The 26,567-nt window shown below is 26.5% G+C and carries 24 protein-coding genes and 5 pseudogenes; 21 read left to right on the top strand and 8 right to left on the bottom strand.

Annotated features, from left to right (window positions below):
• Positions 1-936: 936 nt before the first annotated feature.
• The gene (gene uvrC / locus SLY_RS00975; RefSeq protein WP_015637783.1) at positions 937-2,730 is read right to left on the bottom strand and encodes an excinuclease ABC subunit UvrC; all 1,794 of its coding nucleotides are present in this window, start codon (positions 2,728-2,730) and stop codon (positions 937-939) included.
• Between the two features lie 186 nt (positions 2,731-2,916).
• Between uvrC and SLY_RS04925 the strand changes: the two genes are divergently transcribed.
• From SLY_RS04925 to SLY_RS00955, 6 genes are all read left to right on the top strand, one after another.
• Complete coding sequence (locus tag SLY_RS04925) at positions 2,917-3,318, top strand: nucleotidyl transferase family protein (protein WP_081632672.1); 402 nt, start codon at positions 2,917-2,919, stop codon at positions 3,316-3,318.
• Positions 3,204-3,830 (top strand): riboflavin kinase, encoded by a 627-nt coding sequence (locus tag SLY_RS00970; RefSeq protein ID WP_051085520.1) that lies wholly within the window; start codon positions 3,204-3,206, stop codon positions 3,828-3,830. Before SLY_RS04925 ends, SLY_RS00970 begins: the two co-directional genes overlap by 115 nt.
• 156 nt (positions 3,831-3,986) lie before the next feature.
• Positions 3,987-5,726 carry a transporter substrate-binding domain-containing protein gene (locus tag SLY_RS00965; RefSeq protein ID WP_012358936.1) on the top strand — a complete coding sequence of 580 codons (1,740 nt, stop codon included), beginning with the start codon at positions 3,987-3,989 and terminating at the stop codon, positions 5,724-5,726.
• A gap of 726 nt (positions 5,727-6,452) precedes the next feature.
• A complete protein-coding gene (locus SLY_RS00960) occupies positions 6,453-7,751 on the top strand; it encodes a DEAD/DEAH box helicase (RefSeq protein ID WP_041784478.1) in 1,299 nt (432 codons plus the stop codon).
• A gap of 25 nt (positions 7,752-7,776) precedes the next feature.
• A complete protein-coding gene (locus SLY_RS05795) occupies positions 7,777-8,028 on the top strand; it encodes an apurinic/apyrimidinic endonuclease family protein (RefSeq protein WP_012358934.1) in 252 nt (83 codons plus the stop codon).
• Positions 8,015-8,659, top strand: a complete 645-nt coding sequence (locus SLY_RS00955; RefSeq protein ID WP_320409183.1) for a deoxyribonuclease IV — start codon at positions 8,015-8,017, stop codon at positions 8,657-8,659. Before SLY_RS05795 ends, SLY_RS00955 begins: the two co-directional genes overlap by 14 nt.
• A 112-nt stretch (positions 8,660-8,771) precedes the next feature.
• On the opposite strand, the gene SLY_RS04800 is transcribed toward SLY_RS00955, so the two are convergent.
• The 7 genes and pseudogenes from SLY_RS04800 to SLY_RS00915 form a co-directional block, all read right to left on the bottom strand.
• Complete coding sequence (locus SLY_RS04800) at positions 8,772-10,616, bottom strand: collagen binding domain-containing protein (RefSeq protein WP_051085519.1); 1,845 nt, start codon at positions 10,614-10,616, stop codon at positions 8,772-8,774.
• Positions 10,617-11,471: 855 nt separating this feature from the next.
• Positions 11,472-12,401 carry an IS3 family transposase gene (locus tag SLY_RS00945; protein ID WP_148284434.1) on the bottom strand — a complete coding sequence of 310 codons (930 nt, stop codon included), beginning with the start codon at positions 12,399-12,401 and terminating at the stop codon, positions 11,472-11,474.
• A 382-nt stretch (positions 12,402-12,783) separates the two neighbouring features.
• Positions 12,784-13,749, bottom strand: a pseudogene (locus SLY_RS05215) (IS3 family transposase).
• Between the two features lie 793 nt (positions 13,750-14,542).
• The gene (locus tag SLY_RS00930; protein ID WP_015637774.1) at positions 14,543-16,039 is read right to left on the bottom strand and encodes a hypothetical protein; all 1,497 of its coding nucleotides are present in this window, start codon (positions 16,037-16,039) and stop codon (positions 14,543-14,545) included.
• A 602-nt stretch (positions 16,040-16,641) separates the two neighbouring features.
• Positions 16,642-16,992, bottom strand: a complete 351-nt coding sequence (locus SLY_RS00925) for an SVM family protein (RefSeq protein ID WP_012358684.1) — start codon at positions 16,990-16,992, stop codon at positions 16,642-16,644.
• Positions 16,993-17,015: 23 nt separating this feature from the next.
• Positions 17,016-17,886, bottom strand: a pseudogene (locus tag SLY_RS00920) (hypothetical protein).
• 99 nt (positions 17,887-17,985) lie between these two features.
• Positions 17,986-18,783: pseudogene (locus tag SLY_RS00915) on the bottom strand (zinc ribbon domain-containing protein); the annotation flags it as partial.
• Between the two features lie 119 nt (positions 18,784-18,902).
• Between SLY_RS00915 and dnaB the strand changes: the two are divergent.
• From dnaB to SLY_RS00845, 15 genes and pseudogenes are all read left to right on the top strand, one after another.
• Entirely contained in the window at positions 18,903-20,186 is a 1,284-nt protein-coding gene (gene dnaB / locus SLY_RS00910; RefSeq protein WP_015637771.1) for a replicative DNA helicase, read from the top strand.
• A 22-nt stretch (positions 20,187-20,208) separates the two neighbouring features.
• Positions 20,209-20,841, top strand: a complete 633-nt coding sequence (locus tag SLY_RS00905) for a hypothetical protein (RefSeq protein ID WP_041784281.1) — start codon at positions 20,209-20,211, stop codon at positions 20,839-20,841.
• On the top strand, positions 20,831-21,478 hold the full coding sequence (tmk, locus tag SLY_RS00900; RefSeq protein ID WP_015637769.1) for a dTMP kinase: 648 nt from the start codon (positions 20,831-20,833) through the stop codon (positions 21,476-21,478). The genes SLY_RS00905 and tmk overlap by 11 nt, the downstream gene beginning before the upstream one ends.
• 19 nt (positions 21,479-21,497) lie before the next feature.
• On the top strand, positions 21,498-21,656 hold the full coding sequence (locus tag SLY_RS04905; protein ID WP_015637768.1) for a DUF2963 domain-containing protein: 159 nt from the start codon (positions 21,498-21,500) through the stop codon (positions 21,654-21,656).
• Between the two features lie 299 nt (positions 21,657-21,955).
• Entirely contained in the window at positions 21,956-22,159 is a 204-nt protein-coding gene (locus tag SLY_RS00895; protein WP_041784269.1) for a hypothetical protein, read from the top strand.
• Complete coding sequence (locus SLY_RS00890; protein ID WP_015637767.1) at positions 22,134-22,946, top strand: DNA adenine methylase; 813 nt, start codon at positions 22,134-22,136, stop codon at positions 22,944-22,946. Before SLY_RS00895 ends, SLY_RS00890 begins: the two co-directional genes overlap by 26 nt.
• Before the next feature lie 64 nt (positions 22,947-23,010).
• Positions 23,011-23,559, top strand: coding sequence for a DUF2963 domain-containing protein (locus tag SLY_RS00885; RefSeq protein WP_015637766.1), 549 nt, complete (start codon positions 23,011-23,013; stop codon positions 23,557-23,559).
• Positions 23,560-23,639: 80 nt separating this feature from the next.
• The gene (locus SLY_RS05615) at positions 23,640-23,921 is read left to right on the top strand and encodes a DUF2963 domain-containing protein (protein WP_015637765.1); all 282 of its coding nucleotides are present in this window, start codon (positions 23,640-23,642) and stop codon (positions 23,919-23,921) included.
• A 51-nt stretch (positions 23,922-23,972) separates the two neighbouring features.
• Positions 23,973-24,428, top strand: a complete 456-nt coding sequence (locus SLY_RS05610) for a DUF2963 domain-containing protein (protein ID WP_015637764.1) — start codon at positions 23,973-23,975, stop codon at positions 24,426-24,428.
• Positions 24,421-24,738 carry an HU family DNA-binding protein gene (locus SLY_RS00870; RefSeq protein WP_015637763.1) on the top strand — a complete coding sequence of 106 codons (318 nt, stop codon included), beginning with the start codon at positions 24,421-24,423 and terminating at the stop codon, positions 24,736-24,738. The genes SLY_RS05610 and SLY_RS00870 overlap by 8 nt, the downstream gene beginning before the upstream one ends.
• 23 nt (positions 24,739-24,761) lie before the next feature.
• Positions 24,762-25,431: pseudogene (locus SLY_RS05790) on the top strand (N-6 DNA methylase).
• The gene (locus SLY_RS00860; RefSeq protein WP_015637627.1) at positions 25,385-25,570 is read left to right on the top strand and encodes a hypothetical protein; all 186 of its coding nucleotides are present in this window, start codon (positions 25,385-25,387) and stop codon (positions 25,568-25,570) included. Before SLY_RS05790 ends, SLY_RS00860 begins: the two are co-directional and overlap by 47 nt.
• Before the next feature lies 1 nt (position 25,571).
• Positions 25,572-25,760: a hypothetical protein gene (locus SLY_RS00855; RefSeq protein WP_012358666.1), complete on the top strand. Its 189-nt coding sequence runs from the start codon at positions 25,572-25,574 to the stop codon at positions 25,758-25,760.
• A 15-nt stretch (positions 25,761-25,775) separates the two neighbouring features.
• Positions 25,776-26,217 (top strand): annotated as a pseudogene (locus SLY_RS00850) (hypothetical protein).
• On the top strand, positions 26,210-26,446 hold the full coding sequence (locus SLY_RS00845; RefSeq protein ID WP_015637756.1) for a hypothetical protein: 237 nt from the start codon (positions 26,210-26,212) through the stop codon (positions 26,444-26,446). The pseudogene SLY_RS00850 and the gene SLY_RS00845 overlap by 8 nt, the downstream one beginning before the upstream one ends.
• Positions 26,447-26,567: the final 121 nt, after the last annotated feature.

The following is a 26,567-nucleotide window of genomic DNA, read 5'->3' as shown; positions in this document are numbered from 1 at the left end:
TTAGGAGAGGGGATTGAAAAGATTTTTTTATTTTTTCTCAGAGAAAAGCAAAAGAATAATTAAAAATTTAATTACTGCTTATAATTTTTTAAAAGTTTTAAAAATTAAAAACAATCTAAAAACTTTTTTATAGATGTTAATTAGGGAATTTAAAAAATTATTAAGTTTTTTTCAAAAAAATAAGGTTTTTTGATTAAAATACAATATCTACATTTGCAACTTTTCAAAGGCGGGGAAAGGGATTGTCGCATATTTTTTAGTGTTAGTTTTTTTAATAAACTTTAAAAAAACAAAAAAATAATTTTTAATTTGGTCAAAAAAAGTTTTTAAAAAAAATCATTATCTGAATAACAAAGACGCCAAACAAAACACATAACAAAAACACATTAATACAATAAAACAAAAAAAATTAAAAATAAACTTTTTGCTATTTTGGCGAAAAAAAACACTAACAAAAAAACCGCAAGAAATCAAAATATTTTATAATTGTTTCAAAAAAATATGTTTCTTTGCGATTTATTGTTGGAAAAAATAAAAACCATTTCTTTTAAATAATTTGTGCTTTAATTAATTATTTTTGTAAGCTTGTTAGGTTAATTTACTTAGTTTGTAACAAAACTTTAAGCAAAGATAATTAATAAATAAAATTAAAAAAGTCATCAAAAAATTAAAAGGGTTTATTAAAAAAAATTAATCTGAAGAAAATTGTAATTATCAAAATCTTTTTAATTTTTAAAAAACCCAAAAGTCTTTAAAAAACGAAACAGTTAAAAGGAGTTGTTAATTAATATAGGCACACTCATTTAATCTAACAAACGCTTTAAAATATTTCAAAAAATGAAAAACGAAAGCAAACCTTCAAAACTTTTTAACTACCCATAAAATAATTTTTAAAACAAACAAAAAAATTAAGAAGCAATTGCTGTTAACTAATTTTTAAAGTTTGCTTTTAATTGCTTCAAAAATTTCTTTGGAAATACCTATTTTTTCAAAAGTTTCCCAAGAAGCCTTTTTTAAATCCTCCCAACTGTTAAAGTGATTTAAAATAATTTTGTGACGTTTGGCACCAATTCCTTTAATTTGAGATAAAACGGTTTGATAATCTAATTTATTTTTAGTTTTATGATGAAATTTAACCACAAAACGATGCACCTCTTCGCTTAATCTTTTTAAAAAGGCGAATAATCGGGGTTTTGGAGTTAAAGCAATTTTATTATGCGAAGTAAGAAGGCATTCTAACTGATGTTTGTCATTTTTTTGTAAAGCTCCTAAAGCAATATCAAGATTTAGTTGGTTTAAAGCTTGGAATCCTGCTTTTAATTGCCACAAACCGCCATCAACTAAAATTAAATCTGGTTTTACTAATTCCTCTTTATCTTTTTTTTGATAAGAACGAGTTAAAACTTCTTCAAAGCTTGTAAATTCATTAGGATCATTATCTTTAATATGAAAAACACGATAAAGTGATTTTTTAAAATCAAACTGATCAAAAACAATTCGTGCTGAAACAAAAGCTTGACCAAATAACTGTGAATTATCAAAAACATCAATCCTTTTAATGTCTTTATTAAAAATAATTGCTAATTGATCTAAAGCTTCTTGAATCGCTTGGTCTTTGCTTTGGTAAAGTAAATTATTTTGCATCAAATCATTTTGAGCATTTTTTAAAGCTAACGAATATAGCTTTTTTTTATCTCCAATTTTGGCAACAACAACTTTAGTTTTTAAGGTTTGGGATAATAATTCTGCACTAAATAAAATGGCTTCTTGTTGTTGTGTATTGCTTTCTGGAGAAGTAAGGTTATGTGTGTTTTTGCCAGTAATAATTAATTCTGGTTTGAGTTTTGATTGATAATACAAAGCAAGATAATTGTTGATATTTTCCTGAGGATAACCGACATAAGAAAAAACACTACGATGTGAATCAACAATATTTCCTTGTTGCATTTTTAAAATTTGAATCGCTATTTGGTCGTCATTATAAACATAGGCCAAAATATCGCAATTTTTTATTTTTTGGTGACTAATAATTTGTTTTTTGGTGGTGTTTTGAATGTGAATAAGCATATCGCGATATTCTTGAGCTTTTTCATAAAATCTTTGTTGACTTGCTTCTTGCATTAAAAGTTTTATTTTTTTTAAAATAATTTTAGTATCGCCTTTTAAAAAATTAGTAATTGCTTCTATGTTGGGACGATAATCAACATTTTTAAGTGCACAAGGTCCTAAACATTGATTAATATGAAAATGAAGACAAGGTTTTTTGGCAGAAAGAGGGCATCTTCTTAAAGGATATAAAAAATGAAGTAATTTTAAAGTTTCTTTGGTACTGTTGAGATTGGGATAAGGTCCGAAAAGAACTTTTCCTGGGGGGATTTTTTTAAAACGTGAGATTTTTAATTGAGGATCTTTTTCTTGAGTGATTTCAAGATAAGGATAAGTTTTGTCATCTAAAAGCTTGAAGTTATATTTGGGGGTATGTTCTTTAATCAAATTAGCTTCTAAAATTAAGGCTTCTTGTTCGTTGTTAGTGATAACATAAAAAACATCACTAATTTCTTGAACCATACAAGTTGTTTTTCGGTTGTGCCCTTTAATAAAATAACTTTGTACTCTTTTTCGCAATTTTTTAGCTTTGCCAACATAAATAATAGTATTATTTTTGTTTTTAAAAAGATAACAACCTGGATTTAGTGGTAAATTTTTTATTTTTTCTAAAAGTGATGACATTATTGAATGCGATCCTTATTTTTTTATAAATTAGCAATTTTTTTCATTAATTAATAATTTAAAAAAATTATTTTTTTGTAAAACACTATCATTTTTATTATATCAAAATTAAGATTGTTTTTTAAAAGCATTTTCGGTGTAAAATATTAAGGTAGGTAAATTACATCTCAAAGGAAACACAATTATATGCAAATATTTAATTCTTTATTAATTCCCGTTTGTTTTAAATTGCCTCCTTTAACTTTGGCTTTTGGAGATTTTGATGGGCTTCATTTGGGACACCAAAAAATTTTGCAAAAATTACTTTCTTTTCAAGATACTAAAAGCGCTTTGATTAATTTTGTACCTAATTCAAAAGCTTTTTTACAACAAAAAGAAGACTTTTTTTTGACTTCTCTGGAACAAAAAATAACTTTTTATCGTTTTTTAAAACTTGATTATTTGTTTTTGTGGCATTGGAATCAAAAATTAGCTTGCTTAAAAAAACTGATTTTATTCGTTTACTGCAAAAAATTAATGTCAAAAGAGTTATTATCACACAAGAATCCCGTTTTGGTTATCAAAAAGAAGGGAATTATCAAACTTTAAAACAGGCGGGTTTTTTAGTTGATTTGATTGATGATTATGTTAAACCTAACGGCTGTCAACAAAAAATTTCTACTACTTGCATCAAAAAACTTTTAACTCAAGGAAAAATCGATGATGCTAATTTGTATTTATCAAGACCTTACAAAATTCAAGGAAAAGTTATCCAAGGAAAACAAAGAGGGCGTCTTTTGGGTTTTCGAACTGCTAATTTAGAATTGATAAATTTTTTCTTGCCTCGTTTAGGAGTTTATGCAGTTTTTGTTACTTATAAAAAAGAAAAATATGCAGGAATTGCTAATTTAGGAGTGCGCCCTACTTTTGAACAAAAGCCTCAAAAGCTTTTAGAAATTCATCTTTTGAATTTTGATCAAAATTTATATCACCAAACGATTGAGGTTGAATTTATAGCTTTTTTAAGAAACGAAAAAAAATTTGAAAACGTTTCTCAGTTAATCTTCCAAATTAAAAAAGATGTTTTGGATGCAAAAACTTTGTTAAAAACAAAAATGTAATTCCTTTATTTTTTTATTAAAATTTTATTAAAATCATCTAAATTTTATTTTATCTTTTAAAAGAATTTTTTACAAGATAATTTTTGTTTCAAAAATATTTTTCGGTTTTTCCCAAAAAAAGGATTAATAACAAAAAAACAAAAAAGGAGAATTTCTATGAAACTTTACTTAAAATTTTTTCATTATATTAAAAAAAATTATTTAAAATTAACTAAAATCTTAATTATTGTTGTTTTTGTTTTCTTACTTATTTTAGGACATTATTATGTGTTTGCAAAAGCCAATTCCAAAGAGCAAAAACAAACTCAAAGCGATCAAAAAGTTTTAAAAGTAGGGATTGTGAATACTTTAGGTTTAACAGGTTTTGATGTAGATGATAAAGCACCAAATGGCAAACAAACTATTAATGGAGGAAAAATTTCTGGCACTGATGTTTTTTTATTTGAGGCTTTGGCTAAAAAAATAGGTGCTAAATTAGAAATTACTGTCGTTGATAAAGATGGGATGTTGACTAATTTAAATATTGACAAATATGATGTTATTAGTAGTGGTCATAATTATACGGAGGAACGCGCAGATAATTACGATGTAGAAAAAATGTATAAGGTTGACGTTGCAATGTTGATTAAAACAAAAAATAAAGATACATTTAAAAAATTTAAAGTTGAGAATGGCCAAATGTCATTATTTGATAAACCTTATCCAAAATTAGAACGAAAGATTAAATTAACTACTTGGAAAAACTCTGAATATTCAAAAAAAATCGAAAAGGAAATAAATGAAATAAAGAAAATAAAAGGAAACAATACACCTTTTGAAGCTGACGAATCATTATTGTCATTAGATAACAACAGTCGAGGGTTTTATAATATAATTGAAGATTTAGCTGATGGTTATATTATTGAGGATAATTTATTATCTTTAGAGATGGAACTTCATAATACAAAAACAGAAGACAAAGACCAAAAGTTAGAAATGATTAAATTATCAGATTGGGATTTACCCGAAATGGGGCTTTTTTTCAAAAAAGGTACTACTGAAAAGCCAGAAACTATTCAAAAGGAATTAAAAGATGAATTGGATAATTTATCGAAAGAAAAAAAACAAGAAATATACACAAATGCTATCGAAAAGTCTGAAAAAGATTATAGATATATGGCCTCTAAAAGAATCGAACAAAACGCAAACATTTTTAAGAAAATAATTGCTTTTGCACCTTCTTACGGAAAACCTTTTTTAGTTTCGCTTATTATTAGTATTGATGGTTTATTTTTAGGATTTTTGTTAGGGTTGGGGTTAGTAAAGGCGAAATACTTCAATCCTCAATTAGAAACTGCCAACAAATTTTTATCTTATATTAAAAAAACCGCTGCTTTTTTAATTGATTGTGCTTTTGGTTTTTTCCAGGCAGTACCTGTACTTATCCAAGGACTTTTATTTTATTTTTTAATCTTAATAATTACAAAAAAACATTTCCATATCGATTTTTTTATTACTAATGAAGGTATTTTTGTTATTTCTTTAACTGTTATTATTCTCAATACCGCTGTTTTTCTAGCCTCTACTATGCTAAATCATATCAAATTTTTAGATAGTGGACAAATTGAAGGATCAGTTGCTTTAGGGATGAAACCAAAACAAGTTTTTCGCTATATCATTTTTTCACAAAGTATAAAAAGAACTTATCCTTCTATTTGGAGTCAATTTATCGTTAATATTAAAGATACAGCTTTATTTTCTAGCATTGGTTTGGCAGGAGTTATTTGGCAAGCTAAAAGGAATATTGCAACAAATGGCGACACTATAACGCCTTATCTAACTATTAGCATTATTTATATCATTTTGGTTTTAAGTACAAATTTAATTAAGAAAATGACAATGAAATATTTTCAATAATTTTGTTTAATATTTTAATATTAAACAAGCAAAAAATATAAAATTAAAAAGTTTTTGCAAAGTTTTACAAGATTAATCAAATAAGCTACACTCAACATCAAAACCTAAATTGTAAAAATTAACAACCAATAACACTTTTACACTTTTAAATAACTTTTTTTGAGTATCGTAAATAATTTTAACAAGGTGGGGTGAATTTTTTTATTTTTGTTAATAAAAATAATCATTTTTAAGTGTTTAATTATAGATATTGAGTGTAGCAAGTTTGTTTTAAATATCAAGTACTTTAGCTTTTAAAAAATACCAAAGACTAAAAAAATAATTTTTCAATTTGGTCTAAAAAAATTTATAAAAACCATTACAAAAAAATAATTACAAAAAAACAAATAATTGAATTCGATATAATTGTTTAAATCGTTGACTTGAAATTTATTTATAGAAAAAATAGAAAAAAAAATTCATATCTTATTGCATTCAACAAAATATGAAAAAACTAAGATTATTTTTTAATAAATTTTCAGAGTTTCAGAATTTTTCTAACTTGGAAAAAATTGTAATTATCGCAATATCGCAATCTTTTTTAGTTGTAAAACTAAAATAAAAAATATCTAAAAACACAACAGTATTATAATATTTGAGAAGAAATTCCTTTTTTCAATTGATCTTTGGAATTATTTCCAAAAAGATTCATGTCTTGATATAATAATGTATGATTTGAGGGAAAAAATGTCACAATTACAAAATTATGTTCAAAAAAAAATAGCTCAATTAAAATTTAGGACTTTAACGCCCATTCAAAAAGAAGTTTTTCAACAGTTTGAAAAGCCAGGAAATTTAGTGGGGATTGCTCCCACAGGAACAGGCAAAACGTTTGCTTATCTTTTACCTTTGTTAAGTCAAATTGATTTTCAAAAAAACTTTTGTCAAGCAATTATTTTAGTTCCAACCAACGATTTAGTTTTTCAAGTTTGGGAAATGTTTAAACAAATCGAAAAAAACCACTTTATCAAGATTTTGTATGGCGGAATGGATAAACAAAAAACACTAGATCAATTCACCAAAAAACAACCTTCTTTAATTATTGCTACCCCTGATAAAATATTAGAATACGCTTTTAAACTCAAAAAAATTAATTTAAAATACGTTTCTTATTTAGTTTTAGACGAAGCTGATATGATGTTTGATCAAGCTTTTTTAACAATGTTAGAACCTTTAATTAATCATTTAAATGCTAAAATTTTATTATTTTCGGCTACTCTCAAACTAGAAATGAAACCTTTTATTAATCGCTATTTTGGCAAAGCTAATTTTATTGATGTTCTCAACCAAAATGACTCTAAATGTAATTTTTTTCTTTTAGAAACAAAAATAAGTCGCCTTCAAACTTTGATAAAACTAACAAAAGTCTTAAATCCTTATTTAGCTTTAATTTTTGTCAGCAACAAAAAAGAACAAGAATTAGTTTTTCAAACTTTAAACAGCGAAAAATTAAATATGTTGAATTACAATTCTTCTTTAAGTGTGCAACAAAGAAAAAAACAACTCAAACTTATTCATAAATTAAAATATCAATACGTGATTGTAAGTGATATAGCATCAAGAGGAATTGATTTTGATGCTTCATGTGTTATTCATTATAATTTACCTACTCAAATGGAGTTTTTTTATCACCGCAGCGGCAGAACTGCAAGAATGGGAAAAAAGGGAGAAGTTATTGTTTTATCTGATCCCAAAGATAACAAAGAAAAAGAAAAAATTAATAAATTAATCCAAGCAGGCGTTAATTTTCAAAAAGCTTTCTTAGCAAAAGAAGGTTTCGAAAGAGAAACGCAAAAAACAAATCTTAAAATTACTTCCAAAAGCCAAACCCAACAATTAAATCATAAAAAAAGTAATAAAACCAAAAGTTTTTCCGAAACAAAAACAACCAAAAAGCACCCAAAAAAATCACGTTTTGTTTCAAACAAAAATTCAAAACCCAAAACAAAAAAACAATTTGGCAAAAAACAAAAAAATAAATTATAGTAAAAAATACTAAGGAGCAGTTGAAATGTTAATTTTAGGAAGTCATGTACCCATGCAAAAGCCAGATAATTTTAAAGGTTCTGTCAAAACCGCTTTGGCTATGAGGGCCAATAGTTTCATGGTTTATAGCGGGGCCCCGAAAAATACTATTAGAAAAGAACAAGACAAATCCCAAATCAAAGAAGCATTAGAACTTGCTTTTCAAAATAATTTATTCTGCGATAATTTCGTGGGACATGCTCCTTATATCGTCAATCTTGCCAATGGTGATCCCTGAAAAAAGAGCTTTTGCAATTAATTTTTTATCCCAAGAATTAAATCGTTTTGCTGCAATGAAAATTAATAAAATGGTTTTGCATCCAGGAAATTTTTTAAAAAATGACCCTCATCAGGCTATTTGTTGGATAGCTCAAGGAATAGATTCCATTTTAGAAAACACTCGCAATTTAAAAGTTGGGATTGCTTTGGAAACTATGGCCGGAAAAGGAACAGAAATCGGAAAAACTTTAGAAGAATTAAGAAAAATATATAATTTAGTTAAAAAACGCCAAAGAGTTTCTTTTTGCATTGATACTTGTCATCTTTTTGATGCTGGTTATGACTTAAAAAATAATTTTGAAGCCGTTTTCAAAGATTTAGAAAATATTTTAGAGATAAAAAATATTTCAGTGATTCATCTTAATGATTCTAAAAATGAACTTCAAAGCCGCAAAGATCGTCATGAAAATATTGGTTTTGGTAAAATTGGCTTTAACGCTTTAATGAAAATCGCTTATCATCCAGCTTTTGCACAAATACCAAAAATTTTAGAAACTCCTTATATCAACGGGAAAGCTCCTTATTTAGAAGAAATTAAAATGATTAAAAATAAAAGTTTTAACCCTGAGCTAAAAAATTTATTTAATTAAAAAAACTAGACAACCAAAAACTGGTAAACTAATAAAAAATGAATCATTAAAATAATAAAAACCATCTAAAAAGATGGTTTTTTTCATTATTTTATTTTTCTCCTTCCCTTCTCTAATATTTTTTAAAAAACACTAAAAACATAATTATAATGAATAATATTGTTGCAATTATAAACAATATTAACCCTATATATGTTTTAAAAGTGAAAGTCAATCTGACAAAACCTTTAAAATCAGAAGATGAAATGTCTGCCTGGTTTTCTCCTTCAATTAACTCTATTTTTAAATTTTTTATTTGTTCTTTGGTTAATCCGGGGATATTTTTATTCAATAAAGCTTTTCTGATTGCTTTAGGGCTTCTTTCATTTAATTCTCCTAAGTTTCTTTGGTCGGAGGAAAAAATATCTTCTAAGCAATTGTTAAACATTATATTAACATTACTAAATTCAACTTCACCTTCTAAGATTTCAGAGTTTGTTTTTGCAGCAACTTTTAATTTTTTGTTTCCATCAGTTAAAGTAATTGTGATATCGTCTAATTTAATTTGGGTGTCAGCATCTTTTTTAATTTTGTCTAAAACTGATTGTTTTTGAGGCCCTTGACTTTCTTGACTAGTTAAAATAATTTTAGTATCTTTGTCTTTTAAAAATCCACTTAACGCTTTTGTGATGGAAACTTTACTAAACTCAACTTCACCTTCTAAGATTTCAGAGTTTGTTTTTGCAGCAACTTTTAACTTTTTATTTCCATCAGTTAAAGTAATTGTGATATCGTCTAATTTAATTTGGGTATCAGAGGCTTTTTTAACTTTGTCTAAAACTGATTGTTTTTGGGGGTCTTGACTTTCTTGACTAGTTAAAATAACTTTGGTATCTTTGTCTTTTAAATAATTACTTAAAGATTTTGTGATGGAAACTTTACTAAACTCAACTTCACCTTCTAAGGTTTCAGAGCTTGTTTTGGCAGCAATTTTTAACTTTTTATTTCCATCAATTAAAGTAATTGTGATATCATCTAATTTGATTTGGGTATCAGAGGCTTTTTTAACTTTGTCTAAAACTGATTGTTTTTGGGGGTCTTGACTTTCTTGACTAGTTAAAATAACTTTGGTATCTTTGTCTTTTAAATAATTACTTAAAGATTTTGTGATGGAAACTTTACTAAACTCAACTTCACCTTCTAAGGTTTCAGAGCTTGTTTTGGCAGCAACTTTTAACTTTTTATTTCCATCAATTAAAGTAATTGTGATATCATCTAATTTGATTTGGGTATCAGAGGCTTTTTTAACTTTGTCTAAAACTGATTGTTTTTGGGGGTCTTGGCTTTCTTGAGTAGTTAAAATAACTTTAGTATCTTTATCTTTTAAATAACTACTAATTTGATCTAATTCTACTGTTATATAAGTAAATATAACGCTCCCTTTTACTTTCTTAGACCCAAATTGGGAAGACGCAACTAAATGTTTAGCGGTAGTGAAAGTCATAAAAACATCATCTAATGTTAATTGTTTTCCATCTGCTAATATTTTATTTAAAACAGATTGTTGTTGGGGAGATTTGCTTTCTTGTCTAGTAAGATTCAATTTTGTTACCGCAGGTTTTAAAAAAGTGCTAATATGCTTTTTTGTGTTATTTGAAGTCGATTCATTTGAATCTTCCTGAAAAGATAATGTGTCTTGAGATTCTTGGCTATTATCAACGGATTCGATTAAGGAATTGTTGTTTTCTTTTTCTATAATAAAATCATTGATGTCTAACTCAATGTCATCTTTTTTGATTTTATTTAAAACTGATTGTTTTTGAGGATTATTTTGTTCCTCTGTGGTTAAATTAATTGATTGGTTTGGTTTTAAAACATCACTAATTTCTTGCAATTCTCCTGTTGCATGATTTAAAAAAAGAGAGAAATTAATTATTGTAAAGAAAAGAATTAGGAAAGCAATTAATTTCTGAGACATAAAAGATTTAAAAATCTTTTGAATATTTTTATGCTCCATTAATTATTAATTTTTTGACCTTTCTTTATTAAAAAGTCCTTTCTTTAGGTAAACAAATGATTAAAAACTTATAGACTTAATAAATTAAAAATAAAATGTAAATAAAAAAAATAAATTCTCCTTTCTTAATGGAATCGATTTAATAAGGGTGAATATAAATTATTAAATAAAAATATTTTAATAAAAATAAGCTTGCAGTTTCGAATCATTATTTTGTATAGTGATTTACATCGCAAATATTTCAAGAACCACTATTAATTTTATTATACATCAAAAAAAATAAATTATTATAATTATTTGGTAAGCTCCACAAAAATGGCACCATTTGAGAACAACATTTTTTTCCAAAAAAAATATGATTTTCTGAAAAACCAAATTGTTTATTAATTACCTTTATTATAACATAATTAAAATTATTTGTCAAAATATAAAATATTAATTATTTTTAAATTTGTTGTTCTCAACCAGTACCACTTTTCTAATTGGTTTTTTGAAGAAAAAATTTTATATTTTATAAGTATAAAGTAATAATAAAATATAAAAAAATAATTTTTTTTACATAATAATCTAAAAAGAATTGATTTAAAGAATTTTATTAATTATAAAAAATGAATATTCAAAATATTACCTCTTAAATGATTTTATATTTATGATTTGATATTTATAATTCCCCACCCACTAAAAGTGTCATATAAGGGCAAAATTTTGAGTTTTAAGGGGTAATTATGCTTTTTTTAAAAAGTTATTTTTTTAAGTTCTATAAAAAAAACCTACACAAATTGCCCTCCATGATGAAGAGCTTATTGGTTTTAATTATTAATTAATATTTTTAGTTTTAAATTCTTTCGGTGATAAATAATTTAATACTTTCATTTTGCGATACATATTATAATATTCAATGTAATCAGTAATAATTTCAATAATTTGCTGTTCGCCTAGATTTTGCATTTTTTCATAATGGATAGTTTCACGTTTCATATTGGCCCAAAATGGCTCCATACATGCATTATCAGTTGGCATGGCTTTAGCTGAGAAACTATTTATTAGATTATTAGCTTTTAACTCAGTTTGATATCTTTTAGAAGTATAAACACTTGCTCTATCACAATGAAGAATGCAGGGGTTTGTCAATGTAGAAATAGCTTTTAAAGTACTAATTACAAAATCAACATCAGCAATTTTAGAAATATTGTAACCAATAATTTCACGGTTATACAAATCCATTATCGCAGAAACAAATAATTTTTGGTTATTTTTTCCAAAAGGTATATAAGTAATATCCGTACATAATTTTTCAAACGGTCTTGTGGCGTGATAATTGTTTTGAATTAAGTTTTTTAAGTTATTTTCTTTTTGTACTGCTAAATCATAATAATATTGAGGTTTGTGATGTATTCTTTGCGATAATAACCCAAATTGATGCATTAGCTTTAAAACAGTTTTAGAATTTATCTTAAATTTAAGGTCAATTAATTTTTGATGAACCACGCGATAACCAAGCCTTCTTTTTCTCTTGCCATCAGTTGTGATATATGAACTTTGTTGACATATTTGAAACAACGCTTTTTCTAATTCACTTTGAGGTCTAGGATGAAGACTTTGCTTAATCCACCGAAAATAACTAGTTTTTGAAATAGATAACCATTTAATCAATTTTTCTAACGAAACTTCTTTTTGATATTTATTAATAATGTCTAAATATAATTTTCTATTTTTATTAAAACTAGTTTTAAGTTGTTTTTTAATTGCTGTTTTAATTGGGTTAATTCTTAAATCTTTGAGGTGTTCCGTTTTTTAATACAACTTTTTATTTATAAATTACTCTTTAAGACTTTAAAATTAAGTAGATAATTTCATATCTTTTCAAACTAACAAAGTAATTTCATTACACTTAAAAAGTATCTAATGTTTTTTCATAATTTGCTAGTTTCAAAAGATATTTTTTAAATTTTTTATCCCTACACCATATATATAGGTCAAAAAAAAGAAAAACTCTCCATAAAAACGACATGGATTAAATTTTTTTACACAATAATAAGGGATTTTTAATTTTTTACTTAAAAAAATGTACAGTGAAATAACCTCTTTTAAAAAGGTTGCAGTTGAATTCGTCAATTAATTAAAATATTTATCTAAAAGATTGAGAATATTTTAAAGGCGATAAAGTATTTAATTTAGTTAAAAGCCATTTATGATTCCAAAAAGAAGTGAATCGATTGATTATTTTTTTGATTTTGCATGGAACTTGTTGAAATAAAAACGGATGCTGGTTGAATAAAATACTTTTCATCTGGCCAAAAAAGTTCTCAATCACGGCGTTATCGCGTGGGGTTGCTTTGCGGGACATGCTGATTAAAAACCTTTTTTTAGTTAAGGTTTGTTGTACTTTTAGGGATTGATAAACTAATCCTTGGTCGGAATGGATAACACAAAGTTCTTTTAATGGAGGTAGTTTTTTGATTGTATTTAAAATTAATTCTTTATCTTGGCGATTCGAAGTATGGGATGCGATAACTTAGTTGTTAAAAGAATCGATGATGGCAGAAAAATAGATAAAACCTTGAGAAGTTTGGAAATAAGTAATATCGGTGAATAATTTTTGCATAGGTTGGGAGGCGGTAAAGTCTTGATTGATTAAATTTGGTGCAACTTGGAGATTAGATTTTAAATTTTTATGATAATAATATTTATTTTTTTTAGGCCTTAACTTACAACAAATATTATTTTCTTTCATGATAAGATAAACTTTTTTCTTAGTAATGGGTTCGTTGAAAGTTTTTTGGTATAAATCAGTAATTTTACGATGGCCGTAAAAATATTGGTGGTGTAAACATAAAACTTTAATTCTTTTTTGTTGTAAAAAATATTTTGTTTGTTTTAATTTTAACTTTTCTTCAATTTTTAGCCAATAATAATAAGTACTTCGATTAATGCGAATTGTTTTTAAAATGGTAGTTAAATTTAGGTCTTGAGAAAATTGTTTAACCAATTGAAAAACTATTTTTTTATTAATAATTTGAATATGGAAAATCATATTTTGTAATAATCTTATTTTTTGCTTTAATTTTTGCAATTTTTGCATTATTAACACCAATTATCTTAATATTTTTTATTTAATCACAAAAACAATTATAACTCAAAAATGTATTTAAAATTGAATTTTAAAATATATTTATTTAGTATCATTAATATTATTTATTTAAGATTAAATAAATAATATTAATGATTATATTTCTAATAAGGTTAAACCCGAATTAATCATTACTAAACACAAACCAATTCAAAATAGCCTTGTAGGGCTTTTTGAATTGGTGTTTAGTTTTACTCATGGGTTTAACCTTATTAGAAACATACCATTATATAGATAGGGCAAAAAAATCAAAAAGTCACCATAAAAATGACATGGGTTGCATTTTTTTACACAATAATGCGGAATTTTTAATTTTGAGAGGATGGAAGAGATAAAAACCCCCCCTCTAGTTGAGGGGGGGTATAAATTAGGTTTAAAAATGATCAGTTTTAGTTTATGCCAAAATTGTAAAAATTAAAATTACGTATTTACAAGGTTTTTTGAAGGTCACTTAGAGGCTAAATTGGATTTAAAGGGGTATAAATCAATCCATTAAACTATTAATTGTAATTTAATCACAGCGAGAGGGGCAAAATAATGCGTTAAAGAGGCATGTTTGATTGGGGGGGTTATAAAAAGTGTCAGTAGAAGAAATTATAATTATAATTTTATCCTCTTAATCTTGGTTTTGATGATTCTTCTGTTGGTTGAGTGTTAAATCTATTGTTTTCCAAAAGTCTGATATATCTTTGTTTTGGGTTGAAGTAAAGGTAGTAGTTTTTTATTTCGGATTTTGAATATCACGAATCTTTATCATTTACATCAATTCTTGAGGTTTTTTGGGTGGTGGAGTGGTGTCATAAAAATTATAAAAAGTATTGTTTGAGCCAGAACATTCACGCCCATTAACATACCATTCATCTATGAAAGTATTTATAACATAACGATATCTACATTTTCCCCCTTCTTCATTATAAATGTCTCTTGATGAACGACCAAATTTATTTCTTATTTCTTGAGCTGAATAAGAAATGCCAGGTTTAATGTAACATTGCTTCATCCAATTTACATAAGCATCACGATATTTTTGGGCAAGTTTAATTTGGAGTGTATCATTTTTACAAACTACAAAATAACAACAATTAGTAGTTTCAAAAGTATGTTTGACTATTTTAATTGGGAAAAGAATAGAAATTTTTTTATAAGCAGGAGAATTAATTTCAAAACCAGCATCACGATTTTCGCTTTGTTCTTCATAGTCATCTTCTTGAACTAGAGGAGGGAAAGTGCAAAGGTTGTTTTCTCGTTTCCAGTTGCGAATAGCTTGGTAAGGATCAATAGCATCAGGTAATTCGATGCTTTTAATTCTTTTTTGAGTATTGAAGGAAAAAAGATAGATGTTTTTGGCGCCATTGGAGAGTCTCAATAAATCTTCAATGGTGTAAGTTTGGTGGTTGATGATTTCTTGGTATTGTTCTTTAATTTCTTCTTGTAAAGATTCAATTCGTTTTGCCAATAACTCTTTTATTATTTCATCTTCAGTTTGATTTAATTCGGTTTGATATCGTTTTATTATTTCTTCTAGTTGTTCTATTATATATTTTAAAGATCTAGTTTTTTGGTTTTTGGGGAGCAGACGAACCCCATCATCAAAGTAAATAGCAGCAATTTCAAAACCATTAACTGTTCCTAAAGGTAAAGGAGCGATTAAACCTGTGGTAGGGGTAATATTATAACAACCTAATTTAATTAGTTTGGGTTCTTGGATGATTTGGTTTTTGATTAAGTAATTATTAATCGCTTCTTCTTTGCTTTGGTCAACAAAGAGATTGATGATGATTAATTCCATATTGCCCTTTTCTTCCTGAGTTTTTTGTTGATCATCCCAAAATACGAAAGCTTCTTCGATAGCGATTTCGTATTTTAAAAGGTCATCTAAGGTGTATTCATCGTCATTTTGAGGATATTTCTCCTTAAAAGGGTTTTTTCTGGCTTTGAAAAAAGCACAGATTAATCCTGCAGGAGGATTTTTGAGTTCCCAGTAGAAGATATTTTTGGCATAAGGATTATAAGTAGGCTTTGTATCTAAACCATAGGTAGAAGTTTCAATATTGAAATATTTTAGGATTTCAGGGATGCTTTCTTTGTTTAAAACAGGAATGTCATATCTTTTCATTTTGGGTTGGGTCGCTAACCATTCTTTTTGGAGGGTTTCTTTATCAGCTAATTTGATGACTGTTTTCTTTTGACGATGAAAATAAGAAGAATGAGCATTGATGGAAGGGACAAAATTGAAGATAATAATTAATAACATAATTATTAATTTTTTAGATAAAGGGGATTTTAATTACTTTAAACATTATTTAATAACCTCCTTTTTTGTGATTTGGGTATAAAAAAAGACCTTTGTTTAAAGAGTCTGGATGTTTGATAAGCATGGTTAAATAAAAAAGACCCTCTCTCAGGGTCTTTAGGGTTGTGATTAACAATTATTTTATTTATTTAATTTAGTATATTTTTCATCTAGATCCTGAATTTTTATCACTAATTTTTGATGTTTTGCGATCATTTCTTGTATTGCGGGATCTTGATAAGAACTACTTGAAATTTGAATCGCTATTTGATTTCGTTCATGTGAATAATACCAAATTTGTTTATTTATATAATTTAAAAGTTTGATATCATAAATTTTTTGATAAAGATTTTAATTTTTTCTCCATTTCTAAGCTCATTTCTGTTTTGTTAACATAACTTTATTTTTTAAAGAATTGATTGTTAAAAAACTGTTTTATCGGGTTTTATTAAAAAAAATAACAATAAATTCTTTTTAGGAAGGTTTATTTTTATTTGAAAAGTATTTTATTTAATAATTTTTTTGTTTAATAAAATCTTTCTTTTTTTTGTGAAAATAATAAATTATTTTTCAGGTTTAAAATTAGCCAAATCAAAGTCTTTTAGTGGTAATTTATCTATTAAAAACAAATGATTAATTAGACGTTGTAACGCTTTATCTCGTCTTAAATGAGGTTTTTTTCTAAAATCATTAGCAAATTCTTGAATTTCTTGGTTAGCGATTGGTTTATGTTTTATAATTGTTTTATCTTTGTTTGGTATGATTAGTGATTTATTTTTCATTTCTGTTTTTTCTTTATGTTTATATAAGTCATCTTTTGTCGCCATAACTTGATTATTATTTATCACAAATAATAATCCTAAACAACTAATTAAAAAGAATGGTAAAAGATGTAATTTATTTTTTACTAACATTATATATTACTCCTTATTTTTATTTATCCCTCAGCTGAGGGGATGTCGTAAAGGGATTGGAGACGATTTAAGATATCATTTTTATATTGTAATTCAGCATCTTTATATTGTTCTTCTAAATCTTTTTTATATTTTTCAGCACGAGATAACATATCTTGGTATTTTTCTTGGGTTGCTTCTAATTTACCAATTTGAACTTTTATTTTTCCAATTTCACCAACTATTTCTGATACTTCACCTTGGAGTTTTTCAATTTCTGCTTTTAATAAATCATAATTTTCTTTTCTTTTTTTTCTAACTTCTTCGGGTTGATTAGGTAAATATTTAAATTGTTTCTGAACTTCTTTTTTTTGTTGAACTTCTTGGCGTTTTTCGTCGCGTTGTTGTTCTAGTTTTTGTTGTTGTGGTTTTAAAGTTTCTATTTGAGGTTGAATAGAATTTAAGTGAGATTGGTATTCATCACATTCTTTTTGACATTTATTAATGCCAGTAGGGCGAGTTTTTCTATTTTCTAAATATTTTAAAGATTGTTGCCAACTTTGTTTTATTTTAGAAATTTCTTCTCGTTCTCTTTCTGATGAATCAGTTGGTAATAATGAAGGATTACCAGGTTCAGTGAAAAGATAAGTTTTAATTTGGTCTAAACGAGCAGCAGTGGTTTTAATTTTAGGTTGGGGTGTTTCTTCCGTAGAACGTTTTATTCTTGAAGGATTTGGTGGGGTTTCGGGTTCTAAGGAATCTTTTTCTGGAGTTTGTCCTAAAGGAGATAAAGAATTTTTTTCGTTTTGATAATCATTAAATCCTTGTTTAATGCCTATGATAATTGCTATTCCGAAAAGTAAAATGATAATAATAGTTACTAAATGTTTTGAAGAAAAAGTTTGGTTGTTTCATAATTTATTTACCTTTCCTGATAATGGCGATTGGTGATAATTAATCATATCACTTATTACCATTATACAATTTTATTAATAAAATAATTAGCTAAAATAATTATTTATTTGGAATCATAACTATTTCAGGGATTTTACCAACTCGTCTAGCTTGCAGGCGTTGTTGAGCGCGAGCATAACTTGGATTTTTTTGTTTTAATTGTTCTTTTAAATCATTTACATCTTCTCTTGTAGTTTCTAATATGCTTTCCAATTCAGCTTTGTCTTCATATAATTTCTCAGTATCTGAAACTTCTTTGTGTTTCTTTTTTAATTCTTCGATAATGGTTGCATATTCATCAACGACATTACGTCTTCTTTCTTTAATATTTTTATTCAATTCTTGGGATTTATCAAGTTCTTTTTGTAAATTCTCTTCGTTTTGACGAAGTTTATAATCAGCTAGCTTTTTTTCGTAATCTTTGTAATCAGCGTCAAGTTTGGCTAAATCACGGTCAATATCTTTCGTATACATCTCTAAAGCTTCTTCGGTAATCATTGGTGGATGTTCTTTATTTTCATTAATTACTTCATTATACATGTGCCATAAACGGTGACCTTCGTGAAGAACTAAAGTAGCTTTTGACATGCCTTGAGCGAACTTACGTGTAAAAGTAACTGATTTGCCTATAATTTTCAGACCATATTTAGCAGGGATTAAGTCAGTAACTTTATCAAAACCTTTGAAGATCCATTTGACAATATTTCCCGCTGATGCTTCATTTTCTTTTTCATAAGTTATCATGCGGTTATACATTTCTTGATATTTTACTTTTAGGGATTGATATAATTCTTTTTCGAGTTTGATTTCTTCAAGTTTTTTATTGACTTCATCAATTTCTTTTTGGATTTCGGCATAGACTGCCCCAAAAAACTGGTACTGGTTGAGAACAACAAATTTATCCAAATTGTTTATTAATTAAAAATAAACAGTTTGGATTTTTTTTGTATCCAAACTGAGAAAAAGGAGTTTGAAAGATGATTGAAGCCGAACGTGCATTATTGGGAGCACTATTATTAAAACCAGAAAAAATGGATGTTGTTATAAATTTAGTCAACACAAACAATTTTTCCAACCCCAAGCATCGTTGTATCTTTGAGACAATGAAGCAATTAAAACTGCAAAATCGCGAAATTGATTATGTTACGGTGGGTTCCGTTTTAGATAACAATTTATACAAAATAGGAGGAATTGATTATTTAATTGAATTAGTGGAGGCGGCCCCTGCAAGTGAATATTTAGAGACATATATTGATTTAATTAAAGAAAATTCCCTTAAAAGAGATTTGTTAGGATTAATCAAACAATTACCAACCGCATTATCAAAAAGTAAAAATATTCACAATTATCTGCAAACAGTCAAAAACCAAGTAGAAAGTTTTATGCAAAAAACCAAATCTCCTTTTATTTCTACAAAAACATTAATTCCTTATATTCGCCAAAGTATTGTTAATGATGACAACCCCAACCAATTTGTAGGAATAAAAACAGGCTTTAAAAATCTAGATGAATTAATTTCTGGTTTCAAACCTAACCAATTAATTATCTTAGGAGCAAGAACTGCGATGGGAAAAACTGCTTTTATGTTAAATTTGGCTTGTAATATTGCAAAAAACTTTACTACCAACCCCGAAAACCAAAAAGCAGTTATTTTTAGTTTAGAAATGGCAGCGGAAGAATTAGGAATTAGGTTACTTTCTTCTGCTTCTCAAATCCCTTTAAAACAACTCCAACACAAAAACTTAACTAAAAATGAAAAATTACAGTTACTTATTGCTGAGGATGAAATAACGCAATTAAACATTTTAATTGATGATGATAGAAATAACAAAATTGAAGACATTGAAACCAAATGCCGTCAAATGAAATATACTAAAGGACTTGATATTGTTTTTATTGATTACCTCCATTTATTAAAAGACGACCAAAGTTTGAATATATATCAAGCAATATCTGTGATTTCACGCAAATTAAAAAAACTAGCAAGTGAACTTAATATTCCAATTGTAGCTTTGAGTCAATTTAACCGTGCAACCTATGTAAGAGAAGTCAAAAGCCCACAATTAACAGATTTAAGAGATGCGGGATCAATTGAACAAGACGCTGATGTTGTGATGTTATTACACCGCGAAAGTTATTATCAAACACCTGATAACAACCCACATACGAATTTAATTATTGCCAAAAACCGTAGCGGTCCCAAAGGCGAATGTAGTTTTAATTTTTATCAACAAATCCAAAGATTTGAAGCAAAAGAATAAGAATAAAAAAGGAAATAAAAATATGAAACAAATATCTAATTTAGATTTTAATAATATTAACGTTTTTAATCATAAATCTTTGTGCGTTAACATCACCAAACAAATAGTTCAACCAATTTTTTTCAACAAAGTTTTTAATCAATATATGTTTGATTGCCATAATATACTCAATGAATATTTAACCAACAACCAACACAACTCTCAAAGCCAAAAATCAATTCGCGGAAAAATTAACGAATACTTAATTTTGCTTTATCTAAATCACAAAGGAATTAAATATTTATATCCTCAATCATATTTATTTTTCATCCCTGATATTAAATTTGATTTAGTATTGTTTACCAAAACAAAACGCATTATTGCCTTCAATTTCAAAACATGCCTTAGAGATAGATACAAACAATCAATAGTAGAAGGGGAACAAATCAAAAAACTAGACACTCGCTTTGGGTTTTATTTGTTAACAAATGATGAATCCGAAACTCAAAGATTAAATAATAAAATTAAAAATGGTAAAGTACAATCAATTAACAAAGTAATCAATTTATTTTCCAATTCAGCTAATCTCTTCTTACAAAACTTACTAACCAACCAATTCATTCCTTTTTCACCTATTAATTTAATTAAAAAGATGGTTCACCCTAATGACAAATAAATTAATTAGTTTTGAAGGTGTTGACGGAAGCGGCAAAACTACTTTAATTAACGAATTAAAAGATTCTTTTGAAAATAAAGGCTATCAAATTAAATTTTTTCAAGGTTTAGGCAGTTCCATTGTTGGAAAAGAAATCAGAAATTTATTTTTACATCAATCCAAAATAAGCCCTAAAACTAAATATTTACTTAGCCTTGCCAACATGATGCAAACCCAAGATGAATTAATAATCCCTGCTTTATTGGGTGGTTATCTTGTTCTAGTTGACCGTTGGTATGATTCTACTTTTGCTTATCAAAGCAAAGGTAATTACATAGATTATGATGACAAAATTACTTCAAAAATCATCAATCATTTCTTAATTAAACCTAAATTAACTTTTTACTTAGATATTGACCCTAAAATCGGGATACAACGTAAACAAAACCAAGCAAATCATAAATTAGACCTCATTGAACGAAAACCTTTAAATTATTTTGAAAATGTCCGTAAGCATTATTTAAACCAACATAAATACTGTAATGATGCAAATTGCAACCACAAAAATTGTAATCATTTTTTAATTAATGCAACCAAATCCCAAAAAGATAATTTAGACCAAATAATTAAAACTTTAATCAATAAACAAATATTTTAATTAAAGGAGAAAAATAATTATGAATTATCAAAAAACTTTTTATTATGAAGATGGCAAAACAAAGAAATTTGTTGTTGAATACACCCCAGACGGTAAACGAACCAAAGAGACCAAATACTACTCAGATGATAAAACAATTGAATTTATTAATGAATATAACGCTAAAAAAAGTAAATGAAACAAATACATTGAAAATTAGAAAGGATTCAACAATATGGCAAAAATATTATCTTTTGTTTTTAAATCTTTATCATTTTGTATTCTTGTTTGTTATTTGAGTTTGCATACTTCTTCTATATTTTCATTCATTTTTTTGTCATTTTTTATCTCTCATTTTGTGGATAAAATAATTGATTATATTTTTTCAAATGAATGGTTTTCATTATTGATTCTTAGGATATCAACAACATTTTTATAAAATTATTAAAACTTATTAATTAATAAAAAAATAATTTAAATAAATAAAGGAGAATAAAAATGATTTTAACTCCCAAACACATTTTAATATTGTTAAGTATAACATATTTAGGTTTTATCATAACAAATCTAATGACCCTATTTTTTGATTTTAATTTAGGAATTAAGGCTAATACCGCTATTAGTCTTGTTTCTGATGTTGTCTTTTTAATTTATATTTGGGTAAAGGAGTTTAATAATGAAAATACCATGGATAGGCAGTAAAAAGAAAATGTTACCTAAATTATTAAAATATATTCCAACAAATTATAACAATTATTATGAACCTTTTTTAGGAAGTGGGGCTTTATTCCAATCTCTTGCTCCCTCAATTGTCACTTTGAACGATAATGATATCAATTTAATACAACTTTGGAAAGATATGTTAGCAAAACCAGAATTGTTTTGTGATTATGTGCGTAAATTTGAAGACAAAATATATGTAAATAAAGATCAAAAGACGCAAAAAGAATCATTTAAACATTTGGTAGAAAAATTTAATAAAAGTAATTTGTGTGCTTATAAAAGTGCCCTTTTTTATGTTTTATTGAAATATGCTTTTAGGGGCATTTTCCGATATCGCTCTGATGGAACTATTTATTTAGGATACAATTTTTCATCTCGTTTCAAAAACCCTATAATTGTTTTATCAGAAATCCAAAGAATAAAAACCAATGTTAAGAATATAAAATTGTTAAATGGCGATTTTGAAAGTGTCATTAACCAAACCCAAAGCAACGATTTTATATTTGTTGATCCTCCGTATTGGCGTGAAGGGACTAAAGATAAAGACTTTTATCAAAAACCTTTCACATTTGAAGATCACAAAAGACTTTATAAAAGTTTAGAGATGGCAAATTATCGCAAGGTAAAGTGGTTGTATACAAATTATAATTCCCCTAAAATAATTGAATTATTTAAAGATTTTCATATCCAACCTCTCCAAACTACAACCAATTACGCTTTAACTTCAAAAGGAATAACACAAGAAGTTATTATTAAAAATTATTAAAAAGAACAAATAATGAAAATTTTAATCAACAAACAAATATTTTAATTAAAGGAGCATAAATAATATGAATTATCAAAAAACTTTTTATCGCAAAGGAATCAAAACAGCTATAAAATTTGTTGCTGAATATAGCCCAGATGGTAAATTAACCAAACAAACCCAATACTATTCCGATGGCAAAACAATATATGTCATCCAAGAATACGACCCCCAAACACATAAAAGAATTAAAGAAACTCATTATTACGGCAACGGCAAAACAAAGAGGTTTGTTATTGAATATTACTCTGATGGCAAATTAAATAAATCAACTTGGTTCCGTGAAGATGGCAAAACCATTAACTGTATTATTTGTTGGAACCCTGTAACTGCAGAAATAATCAAAACAATTAATTATCATCTTGATGGCACAATTGGAGAAGAAATAATAAATGATAAAAAGCACATCATAAATTACTATCAAGATGATTTCAAAACGTTAATTTATACTAATGAATATAACCTTAAAACAGGTAAATTAATCAAAAATACCCAATACAACCCAGATGGAACTGTTTTTAATGAAATCTATTACAACCCTAATGGAAGTATAAAAACAACAAAAAAATATTAATCATTCATAAAAAAATTTAGAACAAATAATGAAAATTTTAATCAACAAACAAATATTTTAATTAAAGGAGCATAAATAATATGAATTATCAAAAAACTTTTTATTACCTTGATGGCAAAACAAAGAGGTTTGTTGTTGAATATTACCCAGATGGTAAATTAAATAAAGCAACCTGGTTCCATAAAGATGGTAAAACAATTAACTGTATTATTGAATATAACCCAAAAACAGGCAAAAAAACTAAATATACGAAATACAACCCAGATGGAACTGTTTTTAATGAAATCTATTACAACCCTAATGGAAGTATAAAAACAACAAAAAAAATACTAATCATACATAAAAAAACTTATCCCAAATAATGAAAATTTTAATCAACAAATAAATATTTTAATTAAAGGAGAAAAATAATTATGAATCATCAAAAAACTTTAAATTCCGACAAAACAAAGAAATCTGTTGTTGAATACTACTCAGATGGGGAAACAATATATTACATCACTGAATATCACCCTGAAACAGAAGAAGTAATTAAACAAACAAATTATAATTCTAATGGTAAATTAACCACAGAAATTTTTTATGATGGCGATGGTGAAACAATTGATTACATCAGAAAATACAACCCCCAAATAAGTAAATTAATTAAATTTACTAAATACCGAGAAGATGGTGAAACAATTGACTATATTACAGAATTTAAGTACCATCCCAAAACAAACAAATTAATTAAAACAACTGGTTTTTCCTTCGATCGCAAAAGAATAGCTTTTATATACAAACACCATCCTAATGGTAAATTGTTTAAAAGAACTTACTACAACTCCGATGGAACAATCATAAAAGAAAGGAGCAAAAACAATGACTAAAAAAGAAAAATTAAAAAAACTAACAAAAAAAGAATTAATCAAAAACCTCGCAGTAATGAATAACACTTCGGTTACTCAAACTCAAGATTTTTACAATTCGTTTGAAAATGCTTTAATTGAAGCAATCAAATCAAACGAAGAAGTAATAATATCGCCAAAAATTGGTAAATTCATCTTAAAATCAAGAAAAGCCCATAAAGGACGAAATCCTAAAACAGGTAAAAAACTAAAAATCCCTGCAAAAACTGTGGTAAATTTCAAACTATCAAAAACCCTCAAAGATGAAGTTAAAAACCTTAAATTAAAATAAAAAAGAAAAGGAAAAATAAAAAAATGTATCGAGTTGATAGAAATAATTTTTTCAAAAATGAAAAAAAAGCTACTATTTATACTCCCAGTTGGGTATCGCAATTTTTATATAATATTTTATCACCTCAAATCCAACGCGGTTTAATCCTTGACCCTTGTGTTGGTGAAGGTTCTTTATTACTACCTTGGCAACAAAAAGGATTTGATGTTTTAGGGGTTGATATAGAAAAAACAACCTTCCCTAATTTAATTCATAACAACTTTTTAGAATTAACCCAAAAGGATTTAAAAAATATCCTTGGTAATTACAAACCCACCCTTTAATTTGGATTTTAAAACTAAAAACTACGTTAAGGAAAAATATGGTGGTCGTCCTTTGTTGCCTGAGTTGTGGTTAAGTAAAATAATTGAACTTTTTGGTAAAGATATCCCAATTGTTTTATTTACTCCTTATGGATTCAGACTTAATCAATCACTAAATAGCAAGCGATTACAGAAATTTTTAAATCAAGAATATCCCGAAATCTCTTCTATTATTAGTCTTCCCAAAGACGTTTTTGAAAACGTTGTTTTTCATTCAGAAATTTTAATTTTTAACGTTAACCATTTAAAACCGCATTATTTCTGTGGAATAGCCACAAACCAAAATGACTACTTATTTATTAACTCGTCAAATTGGTTTATCCCAAAATAAAGTTCTCGATGAAGTTAATGATACAAGAAACCAAACCCAAGAACGATTCAATAAAACACATAAAAAACTGGATGAATCAATAGAAAAACTTGATGAATTAGATAAAAAGATTAATAAAAATAATAAGGAGAATGAATAATATGAGCGACGGCATGTCAGAAGCATTTAATGGGACTTATTTCAAATCCCGCAATTCCCAATCCAAGAAAAAAACTAATAAATATAATCAACCAAAAGGAAAATGGCTTAATTTAGACCGCCCCAATAAAACTTTTAAAAACAAAAAGAAATCGTTTAAAAAACGAAGAAAAGTTATTAAAGATTATTAAGAAAGGTAAAAAAATATGTGGTTATTTTCAATATTTGCAACAATTAGCAATTTTATTCTAAATTATACCAAAGGATTTACAACTACTGAAATTCTTGAACGAAGAATGGATGGAATCCAAACAACACTTTTCACTATTCTTATTGTTTCTGGGTTCAAACCAATTTTTAAATTAATTGCAAACACTTTAAATTTCTTCAAAGATTTAATTTTGGGTATTTTTTTCCCCCAACAAAAAACTACAAAAATTAGAAATCCAAAATGCCAAACAAGAATATTTAGAAAAACAATTATTAAAAAAACTAGATAAAATCAATGAAAACCAAGAAAAACTCCAATCCCAAATTATGGTTCAAAGAGTTAAAGTTTCTCATTGGCAAGAGAAAAAAGCAAGAAAAAAACAATTAAAATCGCAAAATATCAACCCAATTATTAAGAAGGAGGAAGAAAATGAATGATCTAAATTTCGCCATTGGATTTATCGTTGGCGTCCTATTTACAACTGCTTTAATGTTTATCATTAAAAAAATCTTTTTTAATTTTCTTCCATTACCAGAAATCAATAAAAAAGATGAAACACAAAAAGAAAGCAAACCTAAAAAAACATTTTTAATTATTCCAAATCCAAATAACGAATCAAAAAATAAAAATAATTTAGAAAGTGACAAAGAAATAAATGAAAATTAATAATTTAAATCCATCATCCCAAACAACTTATTTAAAGAAACTAAGCAAATTTAACCGATAATAAAAAATTACAAAAACCTACAAAAATAGACTCAAAATTTTGCCCTTTTTTCACTCAAAA

It is taken from the genome of Strawberry lethal yellows phytoplasma (CPA) str. NZSb11, assembly GCF_000397185.1.
Lineage (GTDB): Bacteria > Bacillota_I > Bacilli_A > Acholeplasmatales > Acholeplasmataceae > Phytoplasma > Phytoplasma australiense.
This window is presented reverse-complemented; position numbering and strand designations above follow the sequence as displayed.